This is a genomic window from Amycolatopsis iheyensis (assembly GCF_024703995.1).
In the GTDB taxonomy this organism is placed as follows: domain Bacteria; phylum Actinomycetota; class Actinomycetes; order Mycobacteriales; family Pseudonocardiaceae; genus Amycolatopsis; species Amycolatopsis iheyensis.
In genome coordinates this window covers 71,176-95,025 of the sequence record NZ_JAMXQV010000011.1, presented here as the reverse complement: position 1 = coordinate 95,025, position 23,850 = coordinate 71,176, and the positions used below count along the sequence as shown (strand labels likewise).

20 protein-coding genes are annotated in these 23,850 nt (G+C 71.2%); 17 read left to right on the top strand and 3 right to left on the bottom strand.

What is annotated here, in order from left to right; all coding sequences use genetic code 11:
• Positions 1 to 21: 21 nt before the first annotated feature.
• On the bottom strand, positions 22 to 774 hold the full coding sequence (locus tag M8542_RS21240) for an enoyl-CoA hydratase (protein WP_257921948.1): 753 nt from the start codon (positions 772 to 774) through the stop codon (positions 22 to 24).
• Positions 775 to 796: 22 nt separating this feature from the next.
• Between M8542_RS21240 and M8542_RS21235 the strand changes: the two genes are divergently transcribed.
• On the top strand, positions 797 to 1,162 hold the full coding sequence (locus tag M8542_RS21235; protein WP_257921947.1) for a hypothetical protein: 366 nt from the start codon (positions 797 to 799) through the stop codon (positions 1,160 to 1,162).
• A gap of 701 nt (positions 1,163 to 1,863) precedes the next feature.
• Here the strand turns inward: M8542_RS21235 and M8542_RS21230 are convergent.
• Positions 1,864 to 2,310, bottom strand: coding sequence for an Lrp/AsnC family transcriptional regulator (locus M8542_RS21230; RefSeq protein WP_155548792.1), 447 nt, complete (start codon positions 2,308 to 2,310; stop codon positions 1,864 to 1,866).
• A gap of 83 nt (positions 2,311 to 2,393) precedes the next feature.
• Here M8542_RS21230 and ddaH point away from each other — a divergent pair, with 83 nt between their 5' ends.
• From ddaH to M8542_RS21150, 16 genes are all read left to right on the top strand, one after another.
• Entirely contained in the window at positions 2,394 to 3,221 is an 828-nt protein-coding gene (gene ddaH / locus M8542_RS21225) for a dimethylargininase (protein WP_372508567.1), read from the top strand.
• Between the two features lie 82 nt (positions 3,222 to 3,303).
• Positions 3,304 to 3,960 carry a polysaccharide deacetylase family protein gene (locus M8542_RS21220; protein ID WP_257921945.1) on the top strand — a complete coding sequence of 219 codons (657 nt, stop codon included), beginning with the start codon at positions 3,304 to 3,306 and terminating at the stop codon, positions 3,958 to 3,960.
• A gap of 221 nt (positions 3,961 to 4,181) precedes the next feature.
• Entirely contained in the window at positions 4,182 to 4,877 is a 696-nt protein-coding gene (locus M8542_RS21215) for a glycoside hydrolase family 75 protein (protein ID WP_257921944.1), read from the top strand.
• A gap of 62 nt (positions 4,878 to 4,939) precedes the next feature.
• Positions 4,940 to 5,203: a helix-hairpin-helix domain-containing protein gene (locus M8542_RS21210; protein WP_257921943.1), complete on the top strand. Its 264-nt coding sequence runs from the start codon at positions 4,940 to 4,942 to the stop codon at positions 5,201 to 5,203.
• 184 nt (positions 5,204 to 5,387) lie between these two features.
• Complete coding sequence (locus M8542_RS21205) at positions 5,388 to 6,698, top strand: nucleotide sugar dehydrogenase (RefSeq protein ID WP_257921942.1); 1,311 nt, start codon at positions 5,388 to 5,390, stop codon at positions 6,696 to 6,698.
• Positions 6,688 to 7,869: a glycosyltransferase family 4 protein gene (locus tag M8542_RS21200; protein WP_257921941.1), complete on the top strand. Its 1,182-nt coding sequence runs from the start codon at positions 6,688 to 6,690 to the stop codon at positions 7,867 to 7,869. The genes M8542_RS21205 and M8542_RS21200 overlap by 11 nt, the downstream gene beginning before the upstream one ends.
• A gap of 110 nt (positions 7,870 to 7,979) precedes the next feature.
• Positions 7,980 to 9,341, top strand: coding sequence for a YveK family protein (locus tag M8542_RS21195; protein ID WP_257921940.1), 1,362 nt, complete (start codon positions 7,980 to 7,982; stop codon positions 9,339 to 9,341).
• On the top strand, positions 9,338 to 11,101 hold the full coding sequence (locus M8542_RS21190; protein ID WP_257921939.1) for a Wzz/FepE/Etk N-terminal domain-containing protein: 1,764 nt from the start codon (positions 9,338 to 9,340) through the stop codon (positions 11,099 to 11,101). Before M8542_RS21195 ends, M8542_RS21190 begins: the two co-directional genes overlap by 4 nt.
• A 34-nt stretch (positions 11,102 to 11,135) precedes the next feature.
• Positions 11,136 to 13,046 (top strand): asparagine synthase (glutamine-hydrolyzing), encoded by a 1,911-nt coding sequence (asnB, locus tag M8542_RS21185; protein ID WP_257921938.1) that lies wholly within the window; start codon positions 11,136 to 11,138, stop codon positions 13,044 to 13,046.
• The gene (locus M8542_RS21180) at positions 13,043 to 15,220 is read left to right on the top strand and encodes a bi-domain-containing oxidoreductase (RefSeq protein ID WP_257921937.1); all 2,178 of its coding nucleotides are present in this window, start codon (positions 13,043 to 13,045) and stop codon (positions 15,218 to 15,220) included. Before asnB ends, M8542_RS21180 begins: the two co-directional genes overlap by 4 nt.
• 136 nt (positions 15,221 to 15,356) lie before the next feature.
• Entirely contained in the window at positions 15,357 to 17,300 is a 1,944-nt protein-coding gene (locus M8542_RS21175; protein ID WP_257921936.1) for a heparinase II/III family protein, read from the top strand.
• A 9-nt stretch (positions 17,301 to 17,309) separates the two neighbouring features.
• On the top strand, positions 17,310 to 18,833 hold the full coding sequence (locus M8542_RS21170; RefSeq protein WP_257921935.1) for a right-handed parallel beta-helix repeat-containing protein: 1,524 nt from the start codon (positions 17,310 to 17,312) through the stop codon (positions 18,831 to 18,833).
• Position 18,834: 1 nt separating this feature from the next.
• The gene (locus M8542_RS21165; protein WP_257921934.1) at positions 18,835 to 20,100 is read left to right on the top strand and encodes an O-antigen ligase domain-containing protein; all 1,266 of its coding nucleotides are present in this window, start codon (positions 18,835 to 18,837) and stop codon (positions 20,098 to 20,100) included.
• Positions 20,097 to 21,266: a glycosyltransferase gene (locus M8542_RS21160; RefSeq protein WP_257921933.1), complete on the top strand. Its 1,170-nt coding sequence runs from the start codon at positions 20,097 to 20,099 to the stop codon at positions 21,264 to 21,266. The genes M8542_RS21165 and M8542_RS21160 overlap by 4 nt, the downstream gene beginning before the upstream one ends.
• Complete coding sequence (locus tag M8542_RS21155) at positions 21,263 to 21,910, top strand: phosphatase PAP2 family protein (RefSeq protein WP_257921932.1); 648 nt, start codon at positions 21,263 to 21,265, stop codon at positions 21,908 to 21,910. Before M8542_RS21160 ends, M8542_RS21155 begins: the two co-directional genes overlap by 4 nt.
• Positions 21,911 to 22,541: 631 nt before the next feature.
• Positions 22,542 to 23,156: a maleylpyruvate isomerase family mycothiol-dependent enzyme gene (locus M8542_RS21150; RefSeq protein WP_257921931.1), complete on the top strand. Its 615-nt coding sequence runs from the start codon at positions 22,542 to 22,544 to the stop codon at positions 23,154 to 23,156.
• Here M8542_RS21150 and M8542_RS21145 read toward each other — a convergent pair.
• Positions 23,143 to 23,757 carry an HAD family hydrolase gene (locus tag M8542_RS21145; protein WP_257921930.1) on the bottom strand — a complete coding sequence of 205 codons (615 nt, stop codon included), beginning with the start codon at positions 23,755 to 23,757 and terminating at the stop codon, positions 23,143 to 23,145. The two genes, M8542_RS21150 and M8542_RS21145, sit on opposite strands and share 14 nt — an antisense overlap.
• Positions 23,758 to 23,850: the final 93 nt, after the last annotated feature.

Genomic DNA, 23,850 nt, shown 5'->3' with positions numbered 1-23,850 from the left:
GGGGGTGTCCACCTGCTGGGATCAGCCGCGGGAACGGATCCGCGCCCGCATCGCTTCGAGCCGTTCGGCGAACTCCGGGGAGGCCAGCGACGCCAGCTGCGGCTCGATTTCGACGTCCACCGCGTCGGCGTGCGAAGCCAGCGAGGCGGTCGTCCGGAGGCTGCGCTTGGTGGCGATCAAGGCCTCCCGCGGGGCGGCGACGGCGGGGGCCGCGAGCTCACGGGACGCGGCCACGACGTCATCGGCCACGCGCAGCGCGAGCCCGGCGCGCACCGCGGCCTCGGCGTCGAGCGGCTGTCCGAACAACGTCATCGCGGCGGCCTGCTGCGGGCCGGCCAGCCGCTGCGTCATCCACGTCATCCCGCCGCCCGGGTGCAGGCCGAGCTCGAGGAAGCGGGCGACGAACTTGGCGCGCGGCCCGGCGAGCCGCACGTCGGCGGCGAGGGCGAGGTTCAGCCCGGCCCCGACGGCAGCCCCGTTCACGGCGGCGATCGTCGGCAGGGTGCAGCGGGCGACGGCTAGGAAGCCGTCGTAGATGGCGCGCAGGCCGGTCTCGTCGGCCTGGCCGAGTGCGGTGAGGTCGGCGCCGGCGCAGAAGGCGGGCGGCGTCCCGGTGATGACGACGGCGTGGACGTCCTGGTCTTGTTCCGCGGCTTCGACGGCCGCGGCGAGCTGCGCGGAGAGGTCGAGGGTGAGCGCGTTGCGGCTGCCGGGCGCGTCGACGGTCAGCAGGGCGATGCCGCCGGAGTGCTCGCTGACGATGCTGTCGGTCATCGGGTCAGGGTATTAGTGGGGTGTGGGGGAACTGCTGGTGGTGCTGGTCGGCAACCTGCTGACGATGATCGACATGTCGGAGCTGTTCGGCGGCCGCCGTCGCCGCGCCCGGGCCGCGGCTTTCGCACGCGGTGAGCGGGTGGAGGTGCCGTGCGTGCTGCGGTCTTTCGAGGTGACTTCGGGGCGGGAACAACGCGGCTGGATCGCGGTGGGCGCGGGGCCGGCGACCTGGCGGGTGCCGGGCGGGGGGCCGGTGGCGTTCGAGCCGGGGCAGCTGACGATGCAGGCGGTCGACCGGCAGGCGGTGACGTTCCACGGCGCCGGCGGAACGGAGCTGCGGCTGCACCCGGACGAGGCGCCGCTGGTGCTGCGGGCGCTTGCGAGCTGAAGGAGGCAGTGCGTTTCGCGCGGTGGGTGGACCGAGTTGCGGGTGCTTGCGAGTCGACGATGCAGGCGGGCGTGCTGTTCCACGCGCGGGCGGCCGGAGCGAGCTGGGGTTGCATCCGGATGAGGCGCTGCGGGCGTTCGCGGGCTGGAGGTGCGGGGCGTGCACGAGGAGGCGGTGACGTTTCATGCGGGGGTTAGGCGGATCGAGTTGCGGGCCCTCGCGAGCTGACGATGCAGGTGGTCGATCGGCGGGTGCTGACGTTCCACGCGCGGCCGGCCGGAGCGAGCTGGGGTAGCACCTGGATGAGGCACCGCGGGCGCTCGCGGGCTGGACGTGCGGGGCGTGCACGAGGAGGCGGTGACGTTTCACGCGGGGGGCAGGCGGATCGAGTTGCGGGCCCTCGCGAGCTGACGATGCACGAGGTCGAGAGGCGGGTGCTGACGTTCCACGCGCGGCCGGCCGCGCGGAGCTGCGGCTGCATCCGGATGAGGCGCCGCTGGTGCTGCGGGCCTTCGCGAACTGAGCTGGGCCGCGCCTCCGGCCCCCGTCTTCCAGCGTAGTGGCGGAGGCCGACAGTTCGACGGTCGCGCAGGCTCCGGCTGTGGACCTGTCCACAAGCGCCGCGGCCTGTGCACAAGCCCGCGCACGAGCCGGGAACTATCGGTCCCCGCCGATAAGCTGGAAACCGGGGGCCGGAGGCCTCAGCTCTCCGGCGTAGGCGGCCGCTCCAGCAGGCGCGAAAGCACCACCGTCGACACCGTCCGGTCCACGATCTCCAGCCCCCGCAGCCGCTCCAGCGCCGTCTCCAGGTGGTGGATGTCCGCCGCTCGCAGGTGGACGATCGCGTCCGCCGCGCCCGACACCGTGTACGCCGCCACCACCTCCGGCAGTGGCTCCAGCCGGGCCCTGATGCGGGCCGGCGTGATGTTGCCCTGGCAGGTGACCTCGACGAACGCCTCCGTGCCCCAGCCCAGCGCCTCCGGGTCGACCACCGCCGTGAAACCCCGCAGGATGCCCGTCTCCAGCAGCCGGTCGACGCGCCGCTTGACCGCCGGCGCCGACAGGCCGACCACCTTGCCGATCTCCGCGTAGCTGCTACGTGCGTTCGCCACGAGACACGAAACGATTCGCTGGTCGATGGTGTTCACACGCAACACTTAGCACAGATACACGCAGCGAACAGCGATTGATTGCGATATTAGGTGCCCCTTACCCTGCAATCATGCAGGCGATGCGCGTACCGACCACCCGTCGATACCTCATGTGCTCCCCGCGCCACTTCGCGGTGGACTACGTGATCAACCCCTGGATGGACCCGACCCAGCCGGTCAGCGCCGACGTCGCCGTCGCGCAGTGGACCGAGCTGCGTGACACCTACCGCCGCCTCGGCCACACCGTCGAGGAGATCGAGCCCCAGCCCGGCCTGCCCGACATGGTCTTCGCCGCCAACTCCGGCACGGTCGTCGACGGCCGCGTCCTCGGCTCGCGGTTCCGCGCGCCGCAGCGCGCCGCCGAGGCCGAGCACTTCCGGCGCTGGTTCGTCGAGCACGGCTACCGCGACATCACCATGCCCGAGCGGATCAACGAGGCCGAGGGCGACTTCGCCTGGACCGGCACGCTGCTGCTGGCCGGCACCGGCTTCCGCACCGACCCGGCCGCGCACGCCGAAGCCCAGGAGGTCCTCGGCGTCCCGGTCGTCTCGCTGCACCTGGTCGACCCGCGCTACTACCACCTCGACACGGCGCTGTTCGTGCTCGCCGAGGCGACCGACACCACGCGGGCGCAGATCGTCTACTACCCGGAGGCGTTCTCGGCCGGCTCGCGCCGCGTCCTGGAGCGGCTCTTCCCGGACGCCGTGCGCGCGACGAAGGAAGACGCGGAGTGCTTCGGCCTCAACGGCGTGTCCGACGGCCGCAATGTCGTGCTGCCCGTCGAGGCCACTCGATTGGGTGAACTGCTCGCCGCGCGGGGTTACGAGCCGGTCTACGTCGACATCTCTGAGCTGCGGAAAGCCGGCGGCGGCCCGAAGTGCTGCACGCTGGAGATCCGGAAAGGCTAATTCTCGGCAAAATCCTGTAACTCCCCCGTTTGCCACCGCGATTAATCGAAGTAACAAATCGACTACTCGCGGTGGGCAGGCGGTGGGAGTGGTGACGGTGAACCTCGCCGTGCACGGCGTCGGACGACCGGGCCGCCAGCTCGACCCGGGCGAGGACGAGCGCTGGGTGACGGTCGACCAGTTCGAGCGCGTGCTCGACGCCGTCGAACACCGCCCGGACGTCCACCTCACGTTCGACGACGGCAACGAGTCCGACGTCGAGATCGCGTTGCCGCGGCTGGTCGAACGCGGCCTGACGGCGGAGTTCTTCCCGCTCGCCGGCCGCCTCGGCCAGCGCGGCTACCTCGACCGCGACGCCCTGCGCGAGCTCGTGCGCGCGGGCATGGAGATCGGCTCGCACGGCTGGGAGCCCCGCGACTGGCGGCGGCTCGACGACCGCCACGCGCGCCGCGAGCTGACCGAAGCCCCGAAGCTGCTGGGCGACCTGTGCGGCCGGCCGGTGCGGCGGTACTCGCTGCCCTTCGGCGCGTACGACCGCAAGGTGCTCGCGAGGCTCCGTCAGGCGGGCGCGACCCGCGTCTACACGAGCGACGGCGGCGCGGCCCAGCGCGACGGCTGGCTGCAGGCGCGCACCGAGCTCCGCCACGACCTCGACGACGCCTGGCTCGACGGCGTGCTCGTCACCGGCCGCCGGCGGTCGGGGTGGGCGGGCCGGCTGTTCCGCCGCGCTGTCCGTTAGATGACGTTCGCCGGATCCGGCGCGACCAGCCGCGTCCCGGCGACCGGAACACGGCGCGAACCCGTTGTGCGGCAGCGCATGCGGTGAGCAGCCTTTTCGTCAACCCGACCCGGATGATGGGAAATTCCCGCACCGCCGGGTCTTGTCCAGACCACCGTGCGGGTGCATCCTGGTTCCTCGCCGCCGTAAGGAAAGTTTCCTAACTAAAGGGAGCACCAGGAATGCGGAAACTGATCCTGCTCGCGACCATGGCGCTCGCCGCGGCCGTGATGCCCTCGGCTCTCGCGTCAGCGGCGCCGGCCCCGAGCGCGCAGCCCGCCACCACCGCGGCCGCCCCGACCGCGGCCCAGCTGCTCGCCAAGACGAACAGCTGCAAGCAGATCTCCAACGGCAAGTACAAGACCGACGAAGACGTCTCGGCCAAGACCGTCGCCGTCTGCGACGCCAACGGCGCCGTGTTCTGGAAAGCCGACATGGACATCGACTGCGACGGCCAGCGCTCCTCGCAGTGCAACGAAGACACCGACTGCTGCTACCAGGACGACACGGCGTTCCACCAGTCCGACGGCAAGCCGCTCAACGCCGCGAAGCTGCCCTACATCGTCGTGCCGAGCTCCAGCAGCATCTGGAAGTACAGCTCGTCGCAGCTGAAGGGCGGCGGCTCCTGCGCGGTGATCTACAACGGCAAGGTCGAATACGCGGTCATCGGCGACACCGGGCCGACGCAGATCATCGGGGAAGCCTCCTACGCCACGGCGAAGGACCTCGGCATCAACCCCGACCCGTCCAACGGCGGCACCGACTCCGGTGTGACGTACATCTGCTTCAAGAACTCGACCGTCTCGCCGATCGAGAACCACTCGGCCGCGACGAGCAAGGGCCAGAGCCTCGCCACGACCTTCGTGAACAACAACTGAACCACGCATTCCGGGGCCGATCCGTTCAAGACGGGGTCGGCCCCGGCTGCTGTGCTGGGGACATGAGCAAGGAACTGCTGAAACTCGCGAACATCGGCCCGGCGATGGTCCGCGACCTCGCCCGGCTCGGCATCACGGAGCCCGGGCAGCTCGCCGGCCAGGACGCCGTCGAGCTGTACGAACGCCTCTGCGAGACCGACGGCGTCCGGCACGACCCCTGCGTGCTCGACACCTTCATGTCGGCCGTCGACCAAGCCGACGGCGCGCCGCCGCGGCCGTGGTGGCACTACACCCCGGAACGGAAACGCCTGCTCGGCACCCGCTGACCGAAACCGCGTCCACCGCGTTGATCACCCACTGCAAGATGCAATTCGAGACCCGATTTTTACGGGAAATCCGTTACGCCTGACGGCCGTCTCACGCATTACCCCGTTCGCCGCCCTCGCGGTAACGATCCAGGGGGTCCCGCCGACCAACCTGAGGGTCGCGCGGAAAAGCGGAGGTTTGGGCGTGAAGATCAGTGTCTTCGGACTCGGTTACGTCGGTTGTGTCTCCGCCGCGTGCCTGGCGGGGCAGGGACACCGGGTGGTCGGCGTGGACGTCAACCCGGTCAAGATCGACCTCATCACCCAGGGCAAGGCCCCGGTGGTCGAGGAGCGGATCGGCGAGCTGACCGCCGAAGTCGTCGCGAGCGGCGCGCTGAGAGCCACGACCGACGTCGCGGAAGCGGTCGCCGACAGCGAGATCTCGCTGGTCTGCGTCGGCACGCCGTCGGCGCCGAACGGCAGCCTCTCGACGGTCTACCTCGAGCGCGTCGCCGAGGAGATCGGCGAGGCGATCGCGAACAAGAGCGAACGGCACACGGTCGTCTTCCGCAGCACGATGCTGCCGGGCACCTGCCTGGACCTGCTGATCCCGATCCTGGAGAAGTCCTCGGGCCGCACGGCCGGCGTCGACTTCGGCGTCGCGGTGAACCCCGAGTTCCTGCGCGAGGGCACCAGCGTCCGCGACTTCTTCGACCCGCCGAAGACCGTCATCGGCGAGATCGACACCGCGAGCGGGGACGCCGTCGCCGGGCTGTACGAGGGGCTGCCCGGCCCGGTGTTCCGCGTGCCGATCCCGGTCGCGGAAATGACCAAGTACGCCGACAACTCCTTCCACGGCCTGAAAATCGGCTTCGCGAACGAGCTCGGCTCGATCTGCCGCGCGCTCGGGCTCGACTCGCACCAGGTGATCGACGTCTTCCTCGCCGACACCAAGCTCAACATCAGCCCGGCCTACCTCAAGCCCGGCTTCGCGTTCGGCGGCTCGTGCCTGCCGAAGGACCTGCGCGGGCTGGTCTACGCCGCGCACCGCAACGACGTCAGCGTGCCGATCCTGTCGCACGTGCTCACGTCCAACGCCGATCACCTGCAGCGCGCGTTCGACCTGGTCGCGCGCACCGGCAAGCGCAAGGTCGGCCTGTTCGGCCTCTCGTTCAAGCCGGGCACCGACGACCTGCGCGAGTCGCCGCTGGTCGAGCTGGCCGAGAAGCTGCTCGGCAAGGGGTACGACCTCAAGATCTACGACGCCAACGTCAGCCTCTCGCGGCTGATGGGCGCCAACCGCGAGTACATCGAGGGGCGCCTGCCGCACCTCGGCCAGCTGCTCGCCGGGTCCGTCGAAGAAGTCATGGACCACGCCGACGTCCTGCTCGTCGGCACCAAGGACCCGGACGTGCTGGCGGCCCTGCCGCACGACCGGGAGATCGTCGACCTCGTCCGCCTGCCCGACGCGGCGACGCGTCGCCTTGAAGAGGGATACGCCGGCCTTGCCTGGTAAAGCGCTCATCCTCGTCGAAAACCTCTCCGTCCCCTTCGACCGCCGCGTGTGGCAGGAGTCCACGACCCTGCGCGACGCCGGGTGGGAAGTCCACGTCATCTGTCCGCAGGGCACGAAACGCGACACCGAGGCCGAAGCCGTCGTCGACGGCGTCCACATCCACCGGTACCCGCTGAAGGCGGCGACCGGCGGCCCCGCGGGTTACCTGCAGGAGTACGGCAGCGCGCTGTGGCACACGCTCCGGCTGGCCCGCCGGGTCGGGCCGGTCGACGTCGTGCACGCCTGCAACCCGCCGGACCTGCTGTACCTGGTCGCCAAGTACCTCAAGCGGCAGGGCGCGCGGTTCATCTTCGACCAGCACGACCTCTGCCCGGAGCTGTACCTCTCGCGGTTCGACCGCGGGCAGGACCTGCTCTACCGCGGGGTCTGCGCCCTCGAGCGCGCCACCTACCGCGCCGCCGACGTCGTGATCTCGACGAACGAGAGCTACAAGCAGGTCGCCCGGATCCGCGGCGGCAAGCGGCCCGAGGACGTCTTCGTGGTGCGCAGCGCCCCGGTCGTCGAGCGGTTCAAGGAGGTGCCCGCCGAGCCCGAGCTCAAGCAGGGCAAGCCCTTCATGCTCGCCTACCTGGGCGTGATGGGCCCGCAGGACGGCGTCGACTACGCCCTGCGCGCGCTGGCGAAGCTGCGGGACGAGATCGGGCGCACCGACTGGCACGCGGTGTTCGTCGGATCCGGCGACGCCTTCGACGACATGGTCGCGCTGTCGGCCAAGCTCGGGCTGGCCAACCAGGTCGAGTTCACCGGCCGGATCCCCGACGAGGACCTCGTCCGCTACCTCTCCACCGCCGACGTCTGCCTGTCGCCGGACCCGCTGAACCCGCTCAACGACGTCTCCACGATGAACAAGGTCATGGAGTACATGGCGATGAGCAAGCCGATCGTCTCGTTCGAGCTGCGCGAGGCGCGCGTCTCGGCGGGCGAGGCGGCGGTCTACGCGCCGGCCAACGACGAGGCGGCGTTCGCGAAGCTCGTCGCGCAGCTGCTCGACGACCCCGAAGAGCGGGTTCGCATGGGCAAGCTGGGCCAGGCCCGGGTCGCCGGCGCTCTCTCTTGGGAAAACTCGGCCAAGAACCTGCTCGCCGCGTATGAGCACGCTGTGAAGTCCTGATCGCCGTTCGGTCAAGAACTCACCGGACGTGTAACCAATGATCCCGGTCCGACGACGGTTCGGGTAACCGGCCGATCAACGCACATCCGTTCGGCGTACCCGGCTCAGGAATGGAGAGACCGCCGTTGACTGACGACACGGTGCGCCTGGCCCTGGTCGGGCAGGTCCTCAGACGACGATGGCGGGTGCTGGTCGCCCTCGCCGTCCTGGGCGCGGCGGTGGGCGCCGGCGCGTCCGTGCTCCTCTCACCCGGCTACCAGACGTCGTCGAGCGTGCTGCTCCAGGGCCCGCGGCAGGCCGACGAGCTGCTGACGCAGGCCGAGGTCGCGACCAGCTCGGTCGTCCTCGACCGGGCGGCCGCGGTGCTGCCGTGGCACCCGAGCGGCGCGGACCTGCAGAAGCAGATCACGACGTCGGTGGCCAACGGCAACGTCGTCAAGATCACCGTCTCGGCCGACACCGCCGAGCACGCGCAGCAGCTCGCCGACCAGGTCGCGCAGCAGTTCGTCAAGTACTCCGGCCAGCTCGCGAGCAACTCCGCGGACGCGTCGGTCCAGCTGGCCCAGGAGCAGCGCGAGTCGCTGCGCAACCAGGTCAAGCTGACCACCGAGAAGATCAGCGACATCGCCAAGACCGTCGGCGGCGACCTGACCGTGGAGAGCGTCCAGGTCCGCACGCAGCTCGAAGGCCTGCGGTCGTCGCTGGAGCAGGCCATCAACGACCTCAACCAGGCCGACCTGGCCACCGGCATCGGCAACACCGTGGTGCTCGGCCCGTCCGAGCGCCCGGACAAGCCGGCGGCGCCGACGATGACGCAGCTCATCGCCGGCGGCGCGGTGCTGTTCTTCCTCGTCGGCGTCTTCGGGCACCTGTTCACCGCGCGCGCCGACCGGCGGCTGCGCGGCGAGCCGGAGATCGCCTCGGCGCTCGGCTCGCCGATCCTGGCCGGCGTCGACGTCACGACGCCGCAGGGCGACCGCCTCCCGGCGGCCGGCTTCTACGGCAAGGTGCGGCGGCTGCTCGGCGGCGACCGGCCCTGGCTGCTGCCGCCGGTCGCGACCTCGGCCGACGAGGTCAACCGCGACATCCGATACCGCCGCGTGCTCGCCCGGCTGGCCACCGGCCCGGCCGACACCCTGCTGCTCGTGGCCGACGACGACAAGACCGGCCGGCTTGCCGCCGAGCAGCTCGCCGAGCTGGCCGACCGGCTGTCCGTGCCGCTGCGGGTCTTCGAGTTCACCGCCGCGCGCCCGACCGTGCCGGACGCCGGTCGCGACTCCGGCGTCCTGGTGGTGCTCAGCGCCGGCTCCCGCACCGCGTGGGAGCTCGTCCGGCTCGCCGAGGCCTGCAACGACGCCGGCCAGGAGGTCGTCGGCGCGGTCCTCACCCACCCGGTCCGCTCGCCGGCGCCCGAGAAGCCCGAACCCGCGGCGGAAGACGCCCCCGAGAAAGCCCTGGCAGGTTCGGCGTGACCACCACATCCACGGAAACTGCCCCGCTCCTGGACCTCCAGCGCCTGTTCGTCGCGATCCGCCGCCGCAAGCGGCTCTGGCTGGCCACCGGGCTGCTCGGGCTGATCGCCGGCGCGGCGGTCGGGATCGTGCTCCCGGCGCCGCCGACCGCGGTCACCAAGGTGATCGTCGTCCACCAGGACGACTCGCCGACCGACAGCGGCACCCTGATGCGCACCGACGTCGCCGTGCTCTCGACGACCAAGATCGCCGAAGGCGCGCTGAAGAAGCTGGGCAGCACCGAGTCCGCCGAAGACTTCATGAAGAACTACGCCGGGCTGGGCCTGACGAACAACGTCATGCAGATCACCGTCAAGGCCAAGAGCAACGAAGAGGCCGTGGCGCAGGCGCAGGCGCTGGCCGACACGTTCATCACCGACCACGTGCAGCGCAGCCAGGCCGCCGCGGCCGCGCAGTCCAAGGCCATCCTCGACCAGCGCAAGAACGCCCAGGACGAGCTGACCAAGGTCGACCAGCAGATCGCCGACGAGACCGGCAAGGGCCGCAACGCCAACGCGAGCACCTTGGAGGGCCTCTACGGCCGCCGCGCCGCGCTGGCGTCGCAGATCTCCGACTTCGACTCCCGCGCCCAGCAGGCCGGCATCGGCAGCCCGCAGGTCGCCGCGGGCACCCAGATCGTCGACGCGCCGCGCGCGCTGCCCAAGGCGTTCCTCAAGACCGAGGCGACCAACGGCGGCATCGGCTTCGCCCTCGGCCTCGCGCTAGGGCTCGCGCTCGCCGCCATCGGCGCGGTGTCCCGCGACCGGCCGGTGCTGCGCCGCGAAATCTCCACGCACCTCGGCGCGTCCGTGATCGCGCAGCTGCCGTCGAAGCCGCGAGGTCCGGCCCGGCTGTGGCGGCGCTCGCGGGCGGTGTCCGAGCGCAAGCGCGTCGCGACGACGCTGGTGCGCGCGATCCAGAAGGACAAGCCGTCGGTGTCGCTGTTGGAGCTCGGCGCGCCGAAGGTCGCGGCCGCGCTGGCGCTGGACATCGCCGAAGAGCTCGAGGGGCCGGCGAGCGTCGTCGACGACCTGCCGGGCGAGGACGTCCGCAAGCTGGTGGCCGAGACGAAGAGCGAGGTCACCGTGCTCGGCGCGGGCGACCCGGAAGGCGAGCCGGACGAACGCCGCGTCGGCGTCGGCACGGTGTCGCCGGGCACCGCGTGGACGGACCTGGAACACCTCGGCCAGGAGACCGTGCTGGTCGTCAAGGCCGGGCACGCGAACACGCTGTGGCTGCACACGGTCGCGCGGCAGCTCGCGGACCAGCAGATCCCGATCGTCGGCGTCGTGCTGGTCGACCCGGACCCGCGGGACAAGTCCGACGGCACGCTGTGGGACGGCCTGCACACGGCGTTGCGCGGACGGGCGAAGGCGGCGCCCGCGGTGCACCGCGTTTCGGTTGTCGAGCACGAGGACCGCATCGACGAGCTGGCCGCCCGGATCGCGGAACGCGTCGCGGTCGCGGAGCCCCCGACGCGGCGGATCGCGCCGGTGCGACCGGTGGTCCCGCCCCCGCCGGCCGGCCCGAAGCCGCCGCCCGCGCCACTTCCGGAGCCGGGCAAGGTCAGCGTGCCGGACCACCTGGACGCCCCGACGAAGAAGTTCGCTCCGGTCAAGCCGAAGCGGCCGACGCCGTTCAAGCGCGACCACGGCGAACCCGCGCACAAAGGCGAACTGAACGCCGAGCTCGAGTCAGAAAAGAGCGCGGAGGTCTCCTGACTCCCGCGCCGCGAATGAAGGGGACCCGCTCGAGATGTGCGGCATCGCAGGCACCTACCTCTGGCCGGACGGCGGACCGCTCACCGACCGGCTCACCAAGACGCTGGCCCACCGCGGCCCGGACGGCTCCGGCCGCTACGACCACGCCGCCGGCGGCGGTTCCGTCCACTTGGGACACCGGCGGCTCTCGATCATCGACCTGTCCGAGACCGGTGCCCAGCCGATGGCCCTCGACGGCCTCGCGCTGAGCTACAACGGAGAGCTGTACAACGCGCCGGAGTTGCGGGCCGAGCTGTCCGCGGCGGGAGTCCGGTTCCGGGGGACGTCCGACACCGAGGTGCTGCTGCAGGCGTGGCGGCGCTGGGGCACCGACTGCCTGCCGAAGCTGCGCGGGATGTTCGCCTTCGCGCTGTTCGAGGAGGGGACCGGCGAACTGTTCCTGGTCCGCGACCAGCTGGGCATCAAGCCGCTGTTCTTCGTCCAGCGCAACGGCGGGGTCGCCTTCGCCTCCGAGCTGAAGGCGCTGGCCGGTGAGCTGGGCGGGTCGCTGCAGGTGGACAACGCCGCGCTGATCGCCTCGCTGCTGTACTACTGGGTGCCCGACAGCCGGTGTGCCTACCAGGGCGCGGAAAAGCTGCAGCCGGGCACGTGGCTGCGCTGCCGCCCGGACGGCCAGGTCGACCGCGGCCGGTTCTGGTCCCTGCGGGAGGTCGCCGAAGAAGGCGCGGCCTTCGAGGGCGACGTCGACCTGCACGCCGTCATCGCGGAGTCGACCGCCAAGCACCTGCTCTCCGACGTCCCGGTCGCGACCTTCCTCTCGGGGGGCCTGGACTCCAGCTACCTGACGGCGCTCGCCGCGCGCTCGCAGCCGGGCATTTCGGCCTACACCATCGGGTTCCGCGCCGAGGACGCCAAGTTCGAGGCCATGCCGGACGACCTCAAGTACGCCCGGATCGTGGCGCGGCAGTTCGGCGTCGACCTGCACGAGATCGAGATCGCGCCGCAGGTGCTCGACCTGCTGCCGAAGATGACCTACCACCTCGACGAGCCGATCGGCGACCCGGCGGCGATCAACTCGTTCCTGATCTGTTCGGCCGCGCGCGAGGCCGGCGTCAAGGTGATGCTGTCCGGGATGGGCGCCGACGAGCTCTTCGCCGGCTACCGCAAGCACCTCGCCAACCTGCTGGCGCTGCGCTACCACCAGGTGCCCGGCCTGGTCCGCAAGCCGGTGGAGTCCCTGGTGGACCGGCTGCCGGTGGCGTCGGCCAAGCGCGGGTACCGGTCGGTGCGGTTCGCGAAGCGGTTCCTGTCGTTCGCGGGCCTGCCCGAGGAGACGGCGTTCCGGCGCAGCTACACCATGTACGACCAGGCCGAGCTGCTGTCGCTGGTGAACCCGGACTTCGCGGCCGACGTCGACTCGGTGTTGACCGAGCACGCGGACACCTACCACGACCAGGCGCTCGACGACTTCGTCAACCGGATGTGCCTGGCCGACTCGCGGCTGTTCCTGCCCGGGCTGAACCTGACCTACACCGACCGCTCGACGATGGCGGCGTCCACCGAGGTGCGCACGCCGTTCGTCGACGTCGAGGTCGTGCGGGCGGCGTTCAAGATCCCGGGCAACCAGAAGATCGTCGGCCGCGCCGGGAAGATGGCGCTGAAGAAGGCGGCCGAGAACATCCTGCCCGGCGAGATCGTGCACCGGCCGAAGGGCCTGTTCAGCGCGCCGCTGCGGGCCTGGATGAGCCGCGACCTCGCGCCGCTGGTGCGCGAAGTCGTCAACGAAGGTGTGCTCGTTTCGTCCGGCTTCCTGCAGCGGGAAGCGTTGCAGCGCATGGTCGCCGAGGACGCCGCCGGCCAGGAAGACCGCGGCAAGCACCTCTGGCACGTCTTGACCCTCGAGTATTGGTACCGGAACGCGATGTCTGGAGCGGGAGCGAAGTGAAGCAGGTAGTCCAGAACTACAAGAGCGGGGAACTGGCGCTCCTCGAGGTCCCCGAGCCCGCCTGCAAGCCCGGTGGCGTGCTCGTGCGGACGGTGTACTCGCTGATCTCGACCGGCACCGAGATGATGAAGGTGTCCGAGGCCAGCATGTCACTGGTGGGCAAGGCGAAGGCCCGGCCCGACCAGGTCGCGAAGGTGATGCAGAGCGTCGCCACGAACGGCCTTTCGGCGACCTACCGCAAGGTCACGTCCAAACTGGACTCCTACACCCCGCTCGGCTACTCGCTGTGCGGCATCGTCGAGCAGGTCGGCGACGGCATCACCGACGTCGCGGTCGGCGACCTCGTGGCCTGCGCGGGCAACGAGCACGCCCTGCACGCCGAGCTGAACTGGGTGCCCAAGAACCTCTACTCGCGCGTCCCGGCCGGCGTCGACCCGGGGCACGCCGCGTTCGGCACCGTCGGGTCCATCGCCATGCAGGGCGTCCGCCGCGGCGAGCCGCAGATCGGCGACGTCGCCCTGGTCATCGGCCTCGGCCTGATCGGGCAGCTCGTCGTGCAGCTGCTGACGTCGTCCGGCGTGCGCGTCGTCGGCGTCGACCCCGACCCGGAGCGCTGCAAGCTCGCCGAGAGCCTCGGCGCGCTGACCTGCGCGCACCCGGCGTCCGGCATCGTCGACACGGCCGTGGACGAGCTGACCCACGGCGCGGGCGTCGACCAGACGTACCTGGCCGCGGGCGGCAACACGAACGACCCGGTGGAGCTGGCCGCGAAGCTGTCCCGCGACCGCGGCCGCGTGATCGACATCGGCAAGTGCAAGCTCGACCTGCCGTGGAACGCCTACTACGAGAAGGAACTGGACGTCCGGTTCTCGCGGTCGTACGGGCCGGGCCGCTACGACCCGTCGTACGAGCTCGAGGGGCGCGACTACCCGATCGGGCAGGTCCGCTGGACCGAGCGCCGCAACCTCGAGTGCGTCCTCGACCTGATCGCGCGTGACCGGCTGGACGTCGAGCCGCTGATCACGCACGTCTCGGACTTCTCCGACGCGGTTTCGACGTACCAGTCGCTGAACGAGGGGTCGCTCAAGGCGGTGGCGGTGCTGTTCCGCTACCCGGACGCGGTGGCGCGGACCGAGCCGGTCGTGACGTCGGCGCGGGTCGGGGTCGCGTCGTCGACGGCGGCCGCGTTGCCGGCCGGGCAGCCGGTGCGGCTGGGCTTCGTCGGGGCGGGCAACTACGCGTCGTCGATGCTGCTGCCGCACCTCACCGAGCGCGCGGACGTCCAGCTCAAGCACGTCGCGACGACGTCGGCCCTGTCGGGCGCCAACGCGAAGCGCAAGTTCGGGTTCGCTTCGGCGTCCACGGACATCGACGACGTCCTCGGCGACTCGTCGATCGACGCGGTGTTCGTCGTGACCCGGCACAGCTCGCACGCCGAGCTGACGCGGCAGGCGTTGCTGGCGGGCAAGACGGTGTTCGTCGAGAAGCCGCTCGCGCTGTCGCCCGAGGAGCTGCAGAAGGTGCTCGACGCGATCGAGGAGTCGGGCAACGACCGCCTGCAGGTCGGCTTCAACCGCCGCTTCGCACCGCTGCTGCACGAGGCCCGCGACCAGTTCGGCCCCCGCGTCGGCCCGGCGACGGTCCGCTACCTGGTCAACGCGGGCCGGCTGGACCACGGCAGCTGGTACAACCAGACGGACTCGGAAGGGTCCCGCTTCGCGGGCGAGGGCGGCCACTTCATCGACACGGTCAGCTGGCTCCTCGACGCGGACCCGGTGTCGGTGTTCGCGATGGGAGACCTCCAGGTGACGCTGGGCTACCCGGACGGCTCGACCGCGGTGATCACGTACGCGGAGACGGGCTCGTCGGGCTTCCCGAAGGAGACCCTGGACCTCACGGCCGACGGCAAGGTCCTGAAGTTCGACGACTTCGTGCGCGCGTCGGTGTACTCGCGCAAGAAGTGGGCGAGCTCGCGCATCCCGAAGGGCCGCGACAAGGGCCAGGCCGCGGAGGTCGACGCGTTCCTGGACGCGGTCCGGACGGGTGGGCCGATGCCGATCTCGGTGGCCTCACTGGCGGCGACGACGCTGGCGACGCTGGCCGCGCAGACGAGCGCGGCGAACACCGCGCCGGTGCGCATCGAGCTGCCGCGGAAGGCGGGTGTCCAGGCGTGACGAGCGTGGCGCCGGTCGTGCGCACCCGTGCTGCCGGGCCGGGCGGCGAAGTACGCGCAGCCCGCGTCGAAGACCGGCCGCGGCTTCGGCTGTGCCGGGCGAAGGTGGCTCTCGTCCGGCGGGGAGTCTCGCCGTGATGGGGCCCGGCTGGTACCTGCGGCGGCTCTCCCGGATGGGACCGGCGGAGGTCGTCGGGCGGGGGCGGCATGCCCTCGTCCAGCGGCAGTGGCGGTCCTCCTTGCCCGTGCCGCCCGACTGGCCGTCGCACCCGCGGTTCACCGCGGTGCTGCCTTCCGGCGTGCTCGGGAAGGTGTCCGGGGAGGCCACCTCGCGGCTGCTCGCCACCGCCGACGCGCTCATGGCCGGCCGCGCCGAGTACTTCGGGGTCGAGCGGTCGGACCTGGTGTCGCCGGACTGGTTCCTCGACCCCAAGACCGGCCGCCGCGCGCCCTCGGACGAGTACGCCTTCGACGTCCCGTACCGGTCGGAGGACACGGTCGGCGACATCAAGCAGATCTGGGAGCCGTCACGGCACCAGCACCTCACCGTGCTCGCCGCGGCGTACGCGCTGACCGGCAATGCGGACTACGCCGCCCGCGTGGCCGCCCACCTGCGGTCGTGGTGGGCGGCCAACCCGCCGCTGCGGGGGCCGCACTGGGTGAGCGGCATCGAGCTGGGCATCCGGCTGCTGTCGTGGGTGTGGACCCGCCGCCTGCTCGACGGCTGGCCGGGCGCGTCGGAGCTGTTCGAGGACAACCCCGGCTTCCAGCTCCAGCTGTGGCACCACCAGAACTGGCTGGCGACCCTGCGCAGCCACGGCTCGTCGGCGAACAACCACGTCATCGCCGAAGACGCCGGGCTGCTGGCCGCGGCGTGCGCGTTCGGCTGGTTCCCGGAGTCGGCCGGCTGGCGGACCTCGGCCATGCGCTCGCTCGACGTCCAGCTCGCCCGGAACACCTTCGGCTCGGGGCTCAACGCCGAGCTGGCCTCGGAGTACCACGGCCTGGTGCTGGAGCTCGGGCTGGCGGCCGCGGTCGAAGCCGACGCGGCGGGCACGCCGGTGCCGGAGTCGACCTGGGCCGTCCTGCTCCGGATGACCGATGCCCTGGCGTCCATTGTGGACAACCGGCTCCGGCCCCCGCGCCAGGGCGACGCCGACGACGGCTTCGGCCTCGTCGTCGACGGCCACGAGACCGACCGCTGGGCCTCGCTGCTCGCCACCGGCGAGGTGCTGTTCGGCCGCCCGGACTGGTGGCCCGCCGTCCCCGGCGACGACGTCCGCACGCCACTGCTGGCTTCCCTCGCATCGCGCACTCCGCGGGCTTCGGGCGTTCGCCCCGGCCGCCGGCCGGACCACCTGCGCGACGCGGGCATGACGATCCTGCGCTCCGGCCGGATCTGGGCCCGCTGCGACGGCGGCCCGCACGGCTTCCTGTCGATCGCGGCGCACGCCCACGCCGACGCGCTGTCGGTCGAGGTCCGCCACGACGGCGTGGACATCCTCGCCGACCCGGGCACGTTCTGCTACCACGGCGAGCCGCGGTGGCGGGCGTACTTCCGGTCGACGCTGGGCCACAACACCCTGGAACTCGGCGGCACGGACCAGTCGACGTCGGGCGGCCCGTTCCTGTGGACGCGCCACGCGGTGACGAAGGTCCTCGACGTCCGCACGCCGCCCGACGGCCCGGCCCGCTGGTCGGCGGCCCACGACGGGTACGCCCCGGCCGTCCACCGCCGCACGGTCGAGCTCGACGGCGACGAGCTGAAGATCTTCGACGAAGTCCTCGGCGACACGGCCCCGGCCGCGCGCCTCGCCTTCCACTTCGGCCCGGCGGTGACCGTCCGCCTCGACGGCACCGTCGCCCAGCTGAGCTGGCAAGGCACATCGACCGGTTCCATGGCCCCGGTGCACACCGCGGTCGTGGAACTGCCGCCCGAGTTGTCGTGGACGGCACACCGCGGTGAGATCGAGCCGCCGCTGGGGTGGTACTCCGCCGGCTTCGGCCGGAAGGAACCCGCCACCACCCTCGTCGGCTCCGGCGCCGCCGGACACCTCACCACCCTGCTCCGCTTCAGTTAGGACCTGCCCGTGACCGCCCGCCGCTTCCGACTTCGCCGTGCCGCTCCGCTGCTCGGTGTCCTGCTCACGGTCGCGGCGTGCTCGAGCGGCCCCGACACCGAGGGGCCCGCCCAGGCGACCCCCGCGCCCAGCGGGTCGGTCGCCGCGGTGTGCGACAAGGAACCCGCCGGCCCGGCGACCGCGCCCGCGGGTGCGGTCATCGTCGATCCCGCGGTGCCCGGCGACCTCGCCACCAAGACCCGCGCCGCCGGCCCCGGCACGACGTTCTGGCTCAAGCCCGGCAAGCACATCCTCGGCGACGACAAGTACGACCAGATCTCCCCGAAGGACGGCGACGCCTACATCGGCGCCCCCGGCGCGGTCGTCGACGGCCGGAAGATCAACCAGTACGCCTTCACCGGCCACGCGGCGAACGTCAAGCTCACCTACCTCACCGTGCAGGGCTTCGCCGCACCCCGCGACGAAGGCGTGGTCAACCACGACTCCGGCGACGGCTGGGTGATCGAGCACTCGACCATCCAGGACAACGACGGCGCCGGCCTGATGGCGGGCGCGCGCCAGCAGGTGCGCGGCAACTGCCTGCGCCGCAACGGCCAGTACGGCATCAACGCCTTCTCCGGCAGCACGCCGATCACCGCGCTCGTCGTCGAGGGCAACGAGATCGCCGGCAACAACACCGGCGACTGGGAAGCCAAGATCGACGGCTGCGGCTGCACCGGAGGCGTCAAGTTCTGGGACGTCAACGGCGCCGACGTGCGTGGCAACTGGGTGCACGACAACCACGGCACCGGGCTCTGGGCCGACACGAACAACAACGACTTCCTCATCGAGGGCAACCTCATCGAGAACAACGACAGCGCCGCGATCATCTACGAGATCAGCTACAACGCCGTCATCCGCGACAACACGATCCGCAAGAACAACTGGGTCGACGGGCACAAGTACGCCGACAAGGGCGACAACTTCCCGACGCCGGCGATCTACATCTCCGAGTCCGGCGGCGAGCCTCGCATCAAGGCGCGCACCGCGAAGATCGAGATCTCCCGCAACTACCTGGAGAACAACTGGTCCGGGATCACGCTGTGGGAGAACGCCGACCGCTACTGCAACAGCCCGGCCAACACCTCCTCCGGCGACTGCACCCGGCTGGTGAAGGACGTCAAGCAGTGCGCGGACCCGGCGATCGCGAGCGCGCCGCTGCTGAGCGACTGCCGCTGGAAGACCCAGCACGTCGACATCCACGACAACAAGTTCGTCCTGGACCCGGCGGTCGTCGGCTGCCAGGCCGCGTGCGGCCGGATGGGCCTGCTCTCGAACTTCGGGTCCTACCCGGAGTGGTCGCCGTACAAGGGCGACGTCGTCCAGGAGGCGATCACCTACAAGCAGGACAACCGCTGGCACGACAACAGCTACGCCGGCCCGTGGACGTTCATCGCCTACACGACCGACCGCATCCTCGAGATCGGCGAGTGGGAAGGCTCGCCGTACTCGCAGGACACCGGCAGCACCTACACCGCGCAGGGCGGGGGCTGACATGGCGGCAGGCACCGGGATCGCGGGCATCCGAGACGCCGCGGCCAAGCCCACGTCGGCGACGCCGAAGTGGGCCGGCCTGGCGTGGGCGCTGCTGATCCTCAACACCCTCGGCTCGACCGGCGCGAAGACGGTCATCCCGCTGCCGCGGTCGGTCAGCCAGCTCGTCACCATGGGCTCGCTGATGACGGCGTTCGTGATCGCGCTGGTGCTGAACAAGCACCTGCGGATCCGGCCGAGCGCCTACCTGCTGCTGCTGACGCTCCTGCTGGGCTCGAGCATCCTCGCCAGCGCCGACCTCAAGGAGGGCGCGGGAGCGCTATTCCGCTGCTTCCGGCTGACGGTGTTCGTCTCCACGCTCTGGCTGCTGACCCGCTGGTGGGACGGCGGGTTCAGCTTCGTCCGCTACCACATCCGCACCTACGGCATCGTGCTCGCGTCGGTGGCGATCGGCCTGGTGATCTCCCCGGGCAACGCGATGCCGGACATCTACGGCGGCCGGCTCTCCGGTGCGGTCTGGCCGCTCACGCCGCCGCAGATCGGCCAGTACGCCGCGGTCATCGCCGGGCTCACGCTCCTCCTCTGGTTCGGCCGCCGCACGACCTGGCGCCAAGCGGTGTTCATCGTGGTGCCGGTGCTGGGCCTGCTGCTGCTCACGCACACCCGCACGGCCACGCTCGGCCTGATCGCCGGGCTCGCGGTCGCCTTCCTGTCGATGGTGCTGACCAACGCCCGCGCGCGGAAGGTGTTCGCGTGGACGGCCGGCGTCGGCGGGGTCGCCGGCGTCGTGCTGGCCGGCGCGTTGCAGACGTGGTTCCTGCGCGGGCAGAGCGCGGACAACTTCTCCAGCCTGACCGGCCGCGCGAAGGTGTGGGACGCGCTGCTGGATGCCCCGCGCACGACGTCGGAGTACATCTTCGGCGTCGGGCTGACGGACAAGTCCTACGACGGCCTCCCGATCGACAACAGCTGGCTCGCGATCTACCACGAGCAGGGCTTCGTCGGGATCGCCCTGGTGGCGGGGTTCCTCCTCACGTTGGTCGTGGTGGCCGTGCTCCGGCCGCCGTCGTTGGCGCGCGCCTGCGCGATCTTCCTGATCACCTACTGCATTTCGGCCTCCTACACCGAAGCGGGCCTGGGTGACGCGTCGCCGTACCTGCTGCACCTGGCCGTGGCCGCGTCCCTGCTCGTGCGCGGGACGCCGCAGTCCGACGAAGAAGCATTCATCCCGGCGAAGGGGGCAGTCGTGCGAGGTGCAGGCGCGTGAAGGTGCTCGTGGTCCACAACCGGTACCGCTCCGAGCAGCCGAGCGGCGAGAACAACGTCGTCGACGCGGAGGTCTCGCTGCTCGCCGAGGGCGGGCACCAGGTGTCGCTGTTCGAGCGCCGCAGCGACGACATCGCCGCGATGCCGCTGCCCCGCAAGGCCGCGGTGCCGCTGATGGTGCCGTGGAACCCGGCGGTCCGGAAGGAGCTCGCCGCCCGGCTGCGGGCCTCCCGCCCGGACGTCGTGCACATCCACAACACGTTCCCGCTGCTCTCGCCGTCGGTGGTCGCGGCCTGCGCGGACGCGGGGGTGCCCGCGGTCGCGACGCTGCACAACTACGCGATGGTCTGCCCACCGGGCACGCTGCACCGCGACGGCCACATCTGCACCGAGTGCGTCGGCGGCTCGCCGCTGCCGGCGGTCAAGCACGGCTGCTACCGCGGTTCGAGCGCGGCCACGGTCCCGATGGCGGCGAGCATGGTCGCCAACCGCCGCCGGTGGTGGACGGGCGTCTCCCGGTTCTTCTGCATTTCGGCAGCTCAACGTGACCTCCTGGTGTCGGCCGGGATGCCCGGCGAGCGGATGGCGGTGAAGCACAACTTCGTCACCGACCCCGGCGTCCGCCGCACCGGCGACGGCAAGCACGTCCTCTTCCTCGGCCGGGTCACCGAGGAGAAGGGGGTCGGCCTGCTGATGCGGGCCTGGGAGCGCCTCGGCGGCGCCCTCGGTGTCCCGCTGGTCATCGCCGGCACCGGCCCGATGCAGGACGAGGTGACGGCCTGGGCCGCCGGACGCTCGGACGTCACGTATGTCGGCCTGCAGAACAAAGCGGAGTGCCGGGCCCTGACCGCCGACGCCGTGGCGGTGGTCGCGCCCTCGACCTGGCTGGAAGCCTTCGGCCTGGTGGTGGTGGAGGCGATGGCGGCCGGCGTGCCGACGGTCGCGGCGGCGCACGGCGCCTTCCCCGAGCTCGTCGACGACGGGGTCACCGGTCTGCTCCACCAGCCGAACGACGCGGCCTCGCTGGCCGACCAGCTGCGCGCGGTCGTCGGCGACCGCAACCGGGAGATGGGCGACGCCGCCCGCGTCCGGTACGAAAAGGACTTCACCCCGGCGGTCGGGCTGGACCGGCTGATCGCCGGGTACAAGGCGGCGATCGGGGCGTGAGGCAGCTGGTCCGGTCCGCGCCCGCGGCCCTGCCGGCCGAGCTGCGCGCTCCACTGGCGTTGACGGCCGCGTTGGCGACGGCGGTGCTCGTCGCCCTCGGGATCCTCCACTTCCACGACTCCGGGCTGACGGGGATCGACGCCGCGGTGCTCCCGCCGATCGACGGCGTCCGGCCGCCCTGGCGCTACGTCGCGCTGGTCTTCGACTTCGGTGGCGAGCCACTGGGCTCGACGATCCTGGTCGCGCTGATCGCGGCCGTGTGCTTCCTCGTGCACCGCATCCGGTCGGCCGTGCTGACGGTGCTGGGTGTGGTGGCGACGGTCGTGGTGACGACGGTCCTGAAGCCGATCACCGGCCGCACCATCCACGGCGAGTTCCTCTCCTACCCGAGCGGGCACACGGCCTTGGCCACGGCGCTCGCGCTGGTCATCGCGCTGCTGCTGGCCGACCGGCTGGGGCTCGGCCGCGCGGTCGCGATGGGGCTTGTGCTCGGCCTCGCGCTGATCGCCGGCCTCGCGATGGGCTGGGCGGAGGTCGCCCTGGGGGCGCACTACCCGACGGACGCGCTCGGCGGGTTCTGCGCCGCGCTGGCCGTGGTCCCGGGGACGGCGTGGCTGGTGGACCGCTTCGCTGACCGGGGCTGAGGTGGCGTTGGGTCGAGTTGGTCGGTGGGGTGGCTTGCTGGTGCGGTGGGTGTCGTTGCGGTGATGGTGTGGCTGGTGGACTGCTTCGCTGACCGGGGCTGAGGTGGCGTTGGGTCGAGTTGGTCGGTGGGGTGGCCTGCGGGTGCGGTGGGTGTCGTTGCGGTGATGGTGTGGCTGGTGGACTGCTTCGCTGACCGGGGCTGAGGTGGCGTTGGGTCGAGTTGGTCGGTGGGGTGGCCTGCTGGTGCGGTGGGTGTCGTTGCGGTGATGGTGTGGCTGGTGGACTGCTTCGCTGACCGGGGCTGAGGTGGCGTTGGGTCGAGTTGGTCGGCGGGGCGGCCTGCTGGTGCGCTGGGTCTCTGAGGTGACGTTGGCCCGAGTTGGTCGGTGGGGTGGCTTGCTGATGCGCTGGGTGTCGTCGCGGTGATGGTGTGGCTGGTGGACTGCTTCGCTGACCGGGGCTGAGGTGGCGCTCGCCCGAGTTCGTTGGCGAGGTGGCCTGCTGATGCGCCGGGTGTCGTCGCGGTGATGGCGTGGTCGGTCGGTCGCTTCGCCGGCCGGGGCTGAGGGGGTGTCGGTCCGAGGCGGGGCTGTTCGTCGGTGCGGTGACCGACGTGTGAAGGAGACCCCGATGATCCAGGACCTGATCGCCGCCGAACGGCGGGAGCTGGCCGCGCTGCTCGAGGAGCTGTCGCCGGCCGCGTGGGCGACGCCGACCTTGTGCGCCGGGTGGGGCGTGGCCGAGGTGCTCGCCCACCTGACGATGCCGTACCGGATCTCGACCGGGCGGTTCGTGCTCGAGCTGCTGAAGTCCGGTGGCCGCTTCAACGTGATGGCCGACCGGGTGGCTCGCCGCGAAGCTGCTTCGCTTTCGCGGGAAGAGCTGGTCGCCTCGCTGCGCGACAACGCGAACCATCCGTGGCGGCCGCCGGGCGGCGGCGCGGAGGGCGCCCTCAGCCACGACGTGATCCACGGCCTGGACATCACCACGGCCCTGAACCTCGAGCGCCGCGTGCCGGCGGACCGGCTAGAGGTGGTTCTGGCCGGGATCACCCCGAAGCACGAGAAGTACTTCGGCAGCGATCTTCGCGGCGTCTGCCTGCGAGCCGACGACCTCGACTGGTCGTACGGCTCCGGCACGCCACTCACCGGCCTGGCCCAGGATCTGCTGCTGGTCGTCTGCAATCGGCGGTTGCCCGCCGGGCGTCTTCGGGGCGAGGCGAGCACGCGCTTCACCATGGTCTGAGCTCCGTTCTCAAGTGGTCCATTGTGGACAGATTGGCGACGCCGAACCGCAACGCCTGAAGACCGGCTTCGCGTGCCGCGGTGACGTTTTCCGCGCTGTCGTCGATCAGCAGGACGCGGTCGGGGACCACGTCGAGGCGACGGCAGAGGATCGCGAACACTTCGGGATCCGGCTCACGCACCCGGATGTCCCCGCTGACGACCCACTCCGTGAGGTACTCGCCGAGCCCGAACCGCTCACGCCGGAGCTTGCTCCGCTCGCTGACATCGTTGCCCAGGCAGGCGAGCCGCACCCCGGTGGCGTCGAGCTCGGCCAGGAGAGCGACGACCCCCGGGATGAGGCGGTGGTGCCGGGTGTACTCCTCGTCCGAGGCCCCGGAAGCGCCTGACGTCGCCCAGAAGTCCGCCGAGGACATCTTGCCGAGACTGCATTCACGGTGCAGCTGGGCGATTTCCGGCCGCGTGAGCACGCAGCCGTGGGTGCGGAGGTAGGGGACGAGCAGCTCTTCGACCTCGTCCGCGGACGAGTAGAGAACGCCCATGGCGTCGAACGCGACGACGTCGATCGCGTCGCGGTTGAGGGTCGTGGGAAGCGGGGCCATGTCTTCGACGGTACCGAACGTCTGTGCGAACGCCATCGCTGAAAAGGGTGAACGTATTGCTGTCCGAAATCCTCCGTTCGCGATTTTTCCCTT

What these genes read in the sequence shown, in the direction of transcription:
- M8542_RS21240 (WP_257921948.1), bottom strand. Translation starts at nt 774, where the DNA reads ATGACCGACAGCATCGTCAGCGAGCACTCCGGCGGCATCGCCCTGCTG.
- M8542_RS21210 (WP_257921943.1), top strand. Translation starts at nt 4,940, where the DNA reads ATGAGCAAGGAACTGCTGAAACTCGCGAACATCGGCCCGGCGATGGTC.
- ddaH (WP_372508567.1), top strand. Translation starts at nt 2,394, where the DNA reads ATGCGCGTACCGACCACCCGTCGATACCTCATGTGCTCCCCGCGCCAC.
- M8542_RS21150 (WP_257921931.1), top strand. Translation starts at nt 22,542, where the DNA reads ATGATCCAGGACCTGATCGCCGCCGAACGGCGGGAGCTGGCCGCGCTG.
- M8542_RS21145 (WP_257921930.1), bottom strand. Translation starts at nt 23,757, where the DNA reads ATGGCCCCGCTTCCCACGACCCTCAACCGCGACGCGATCGACGTCGTC.
- M8542_RS21215 (WP_257921944.1), top strand. Translation starts at nt 4,182, where the DNA reads ATGCGGAAACTGATCCTGCTCGCGACCATGGCGCTCGCCGCGGCCGTG.
- M8542_RS21165 (WP_257921934.1), top strand. Translation starts at nt 18,835, where the DNA reads ATGGCGGCAGGCACCGGGATCGCGGGCATCCGAGACGCCGCGGCCAAG.
- asnB (WP_257921938.1), top strand. Translation starts at nt 11,136, where the DNA reads ATGTGCGGCATCGCAGGCACCTACCTCTGGCCGGACGGCGGACCGCTC.
- M8542_RS21175 (WP_257921936.1), top strand. Translation starts at nt 15,357, where the DNA reads ATGGGGCCCGGCTGGTACCTGCGGCGGCTCTCCCGGATGGGACCGGCG.
- M8542_RS21195 (WP_257921940.1), top strand. Translation starts at nt 7,980, where the DNA reads ATGGAGAGACCGCCGTTGACTGACGACACGGTGCGCCTGGCCCTGGTC.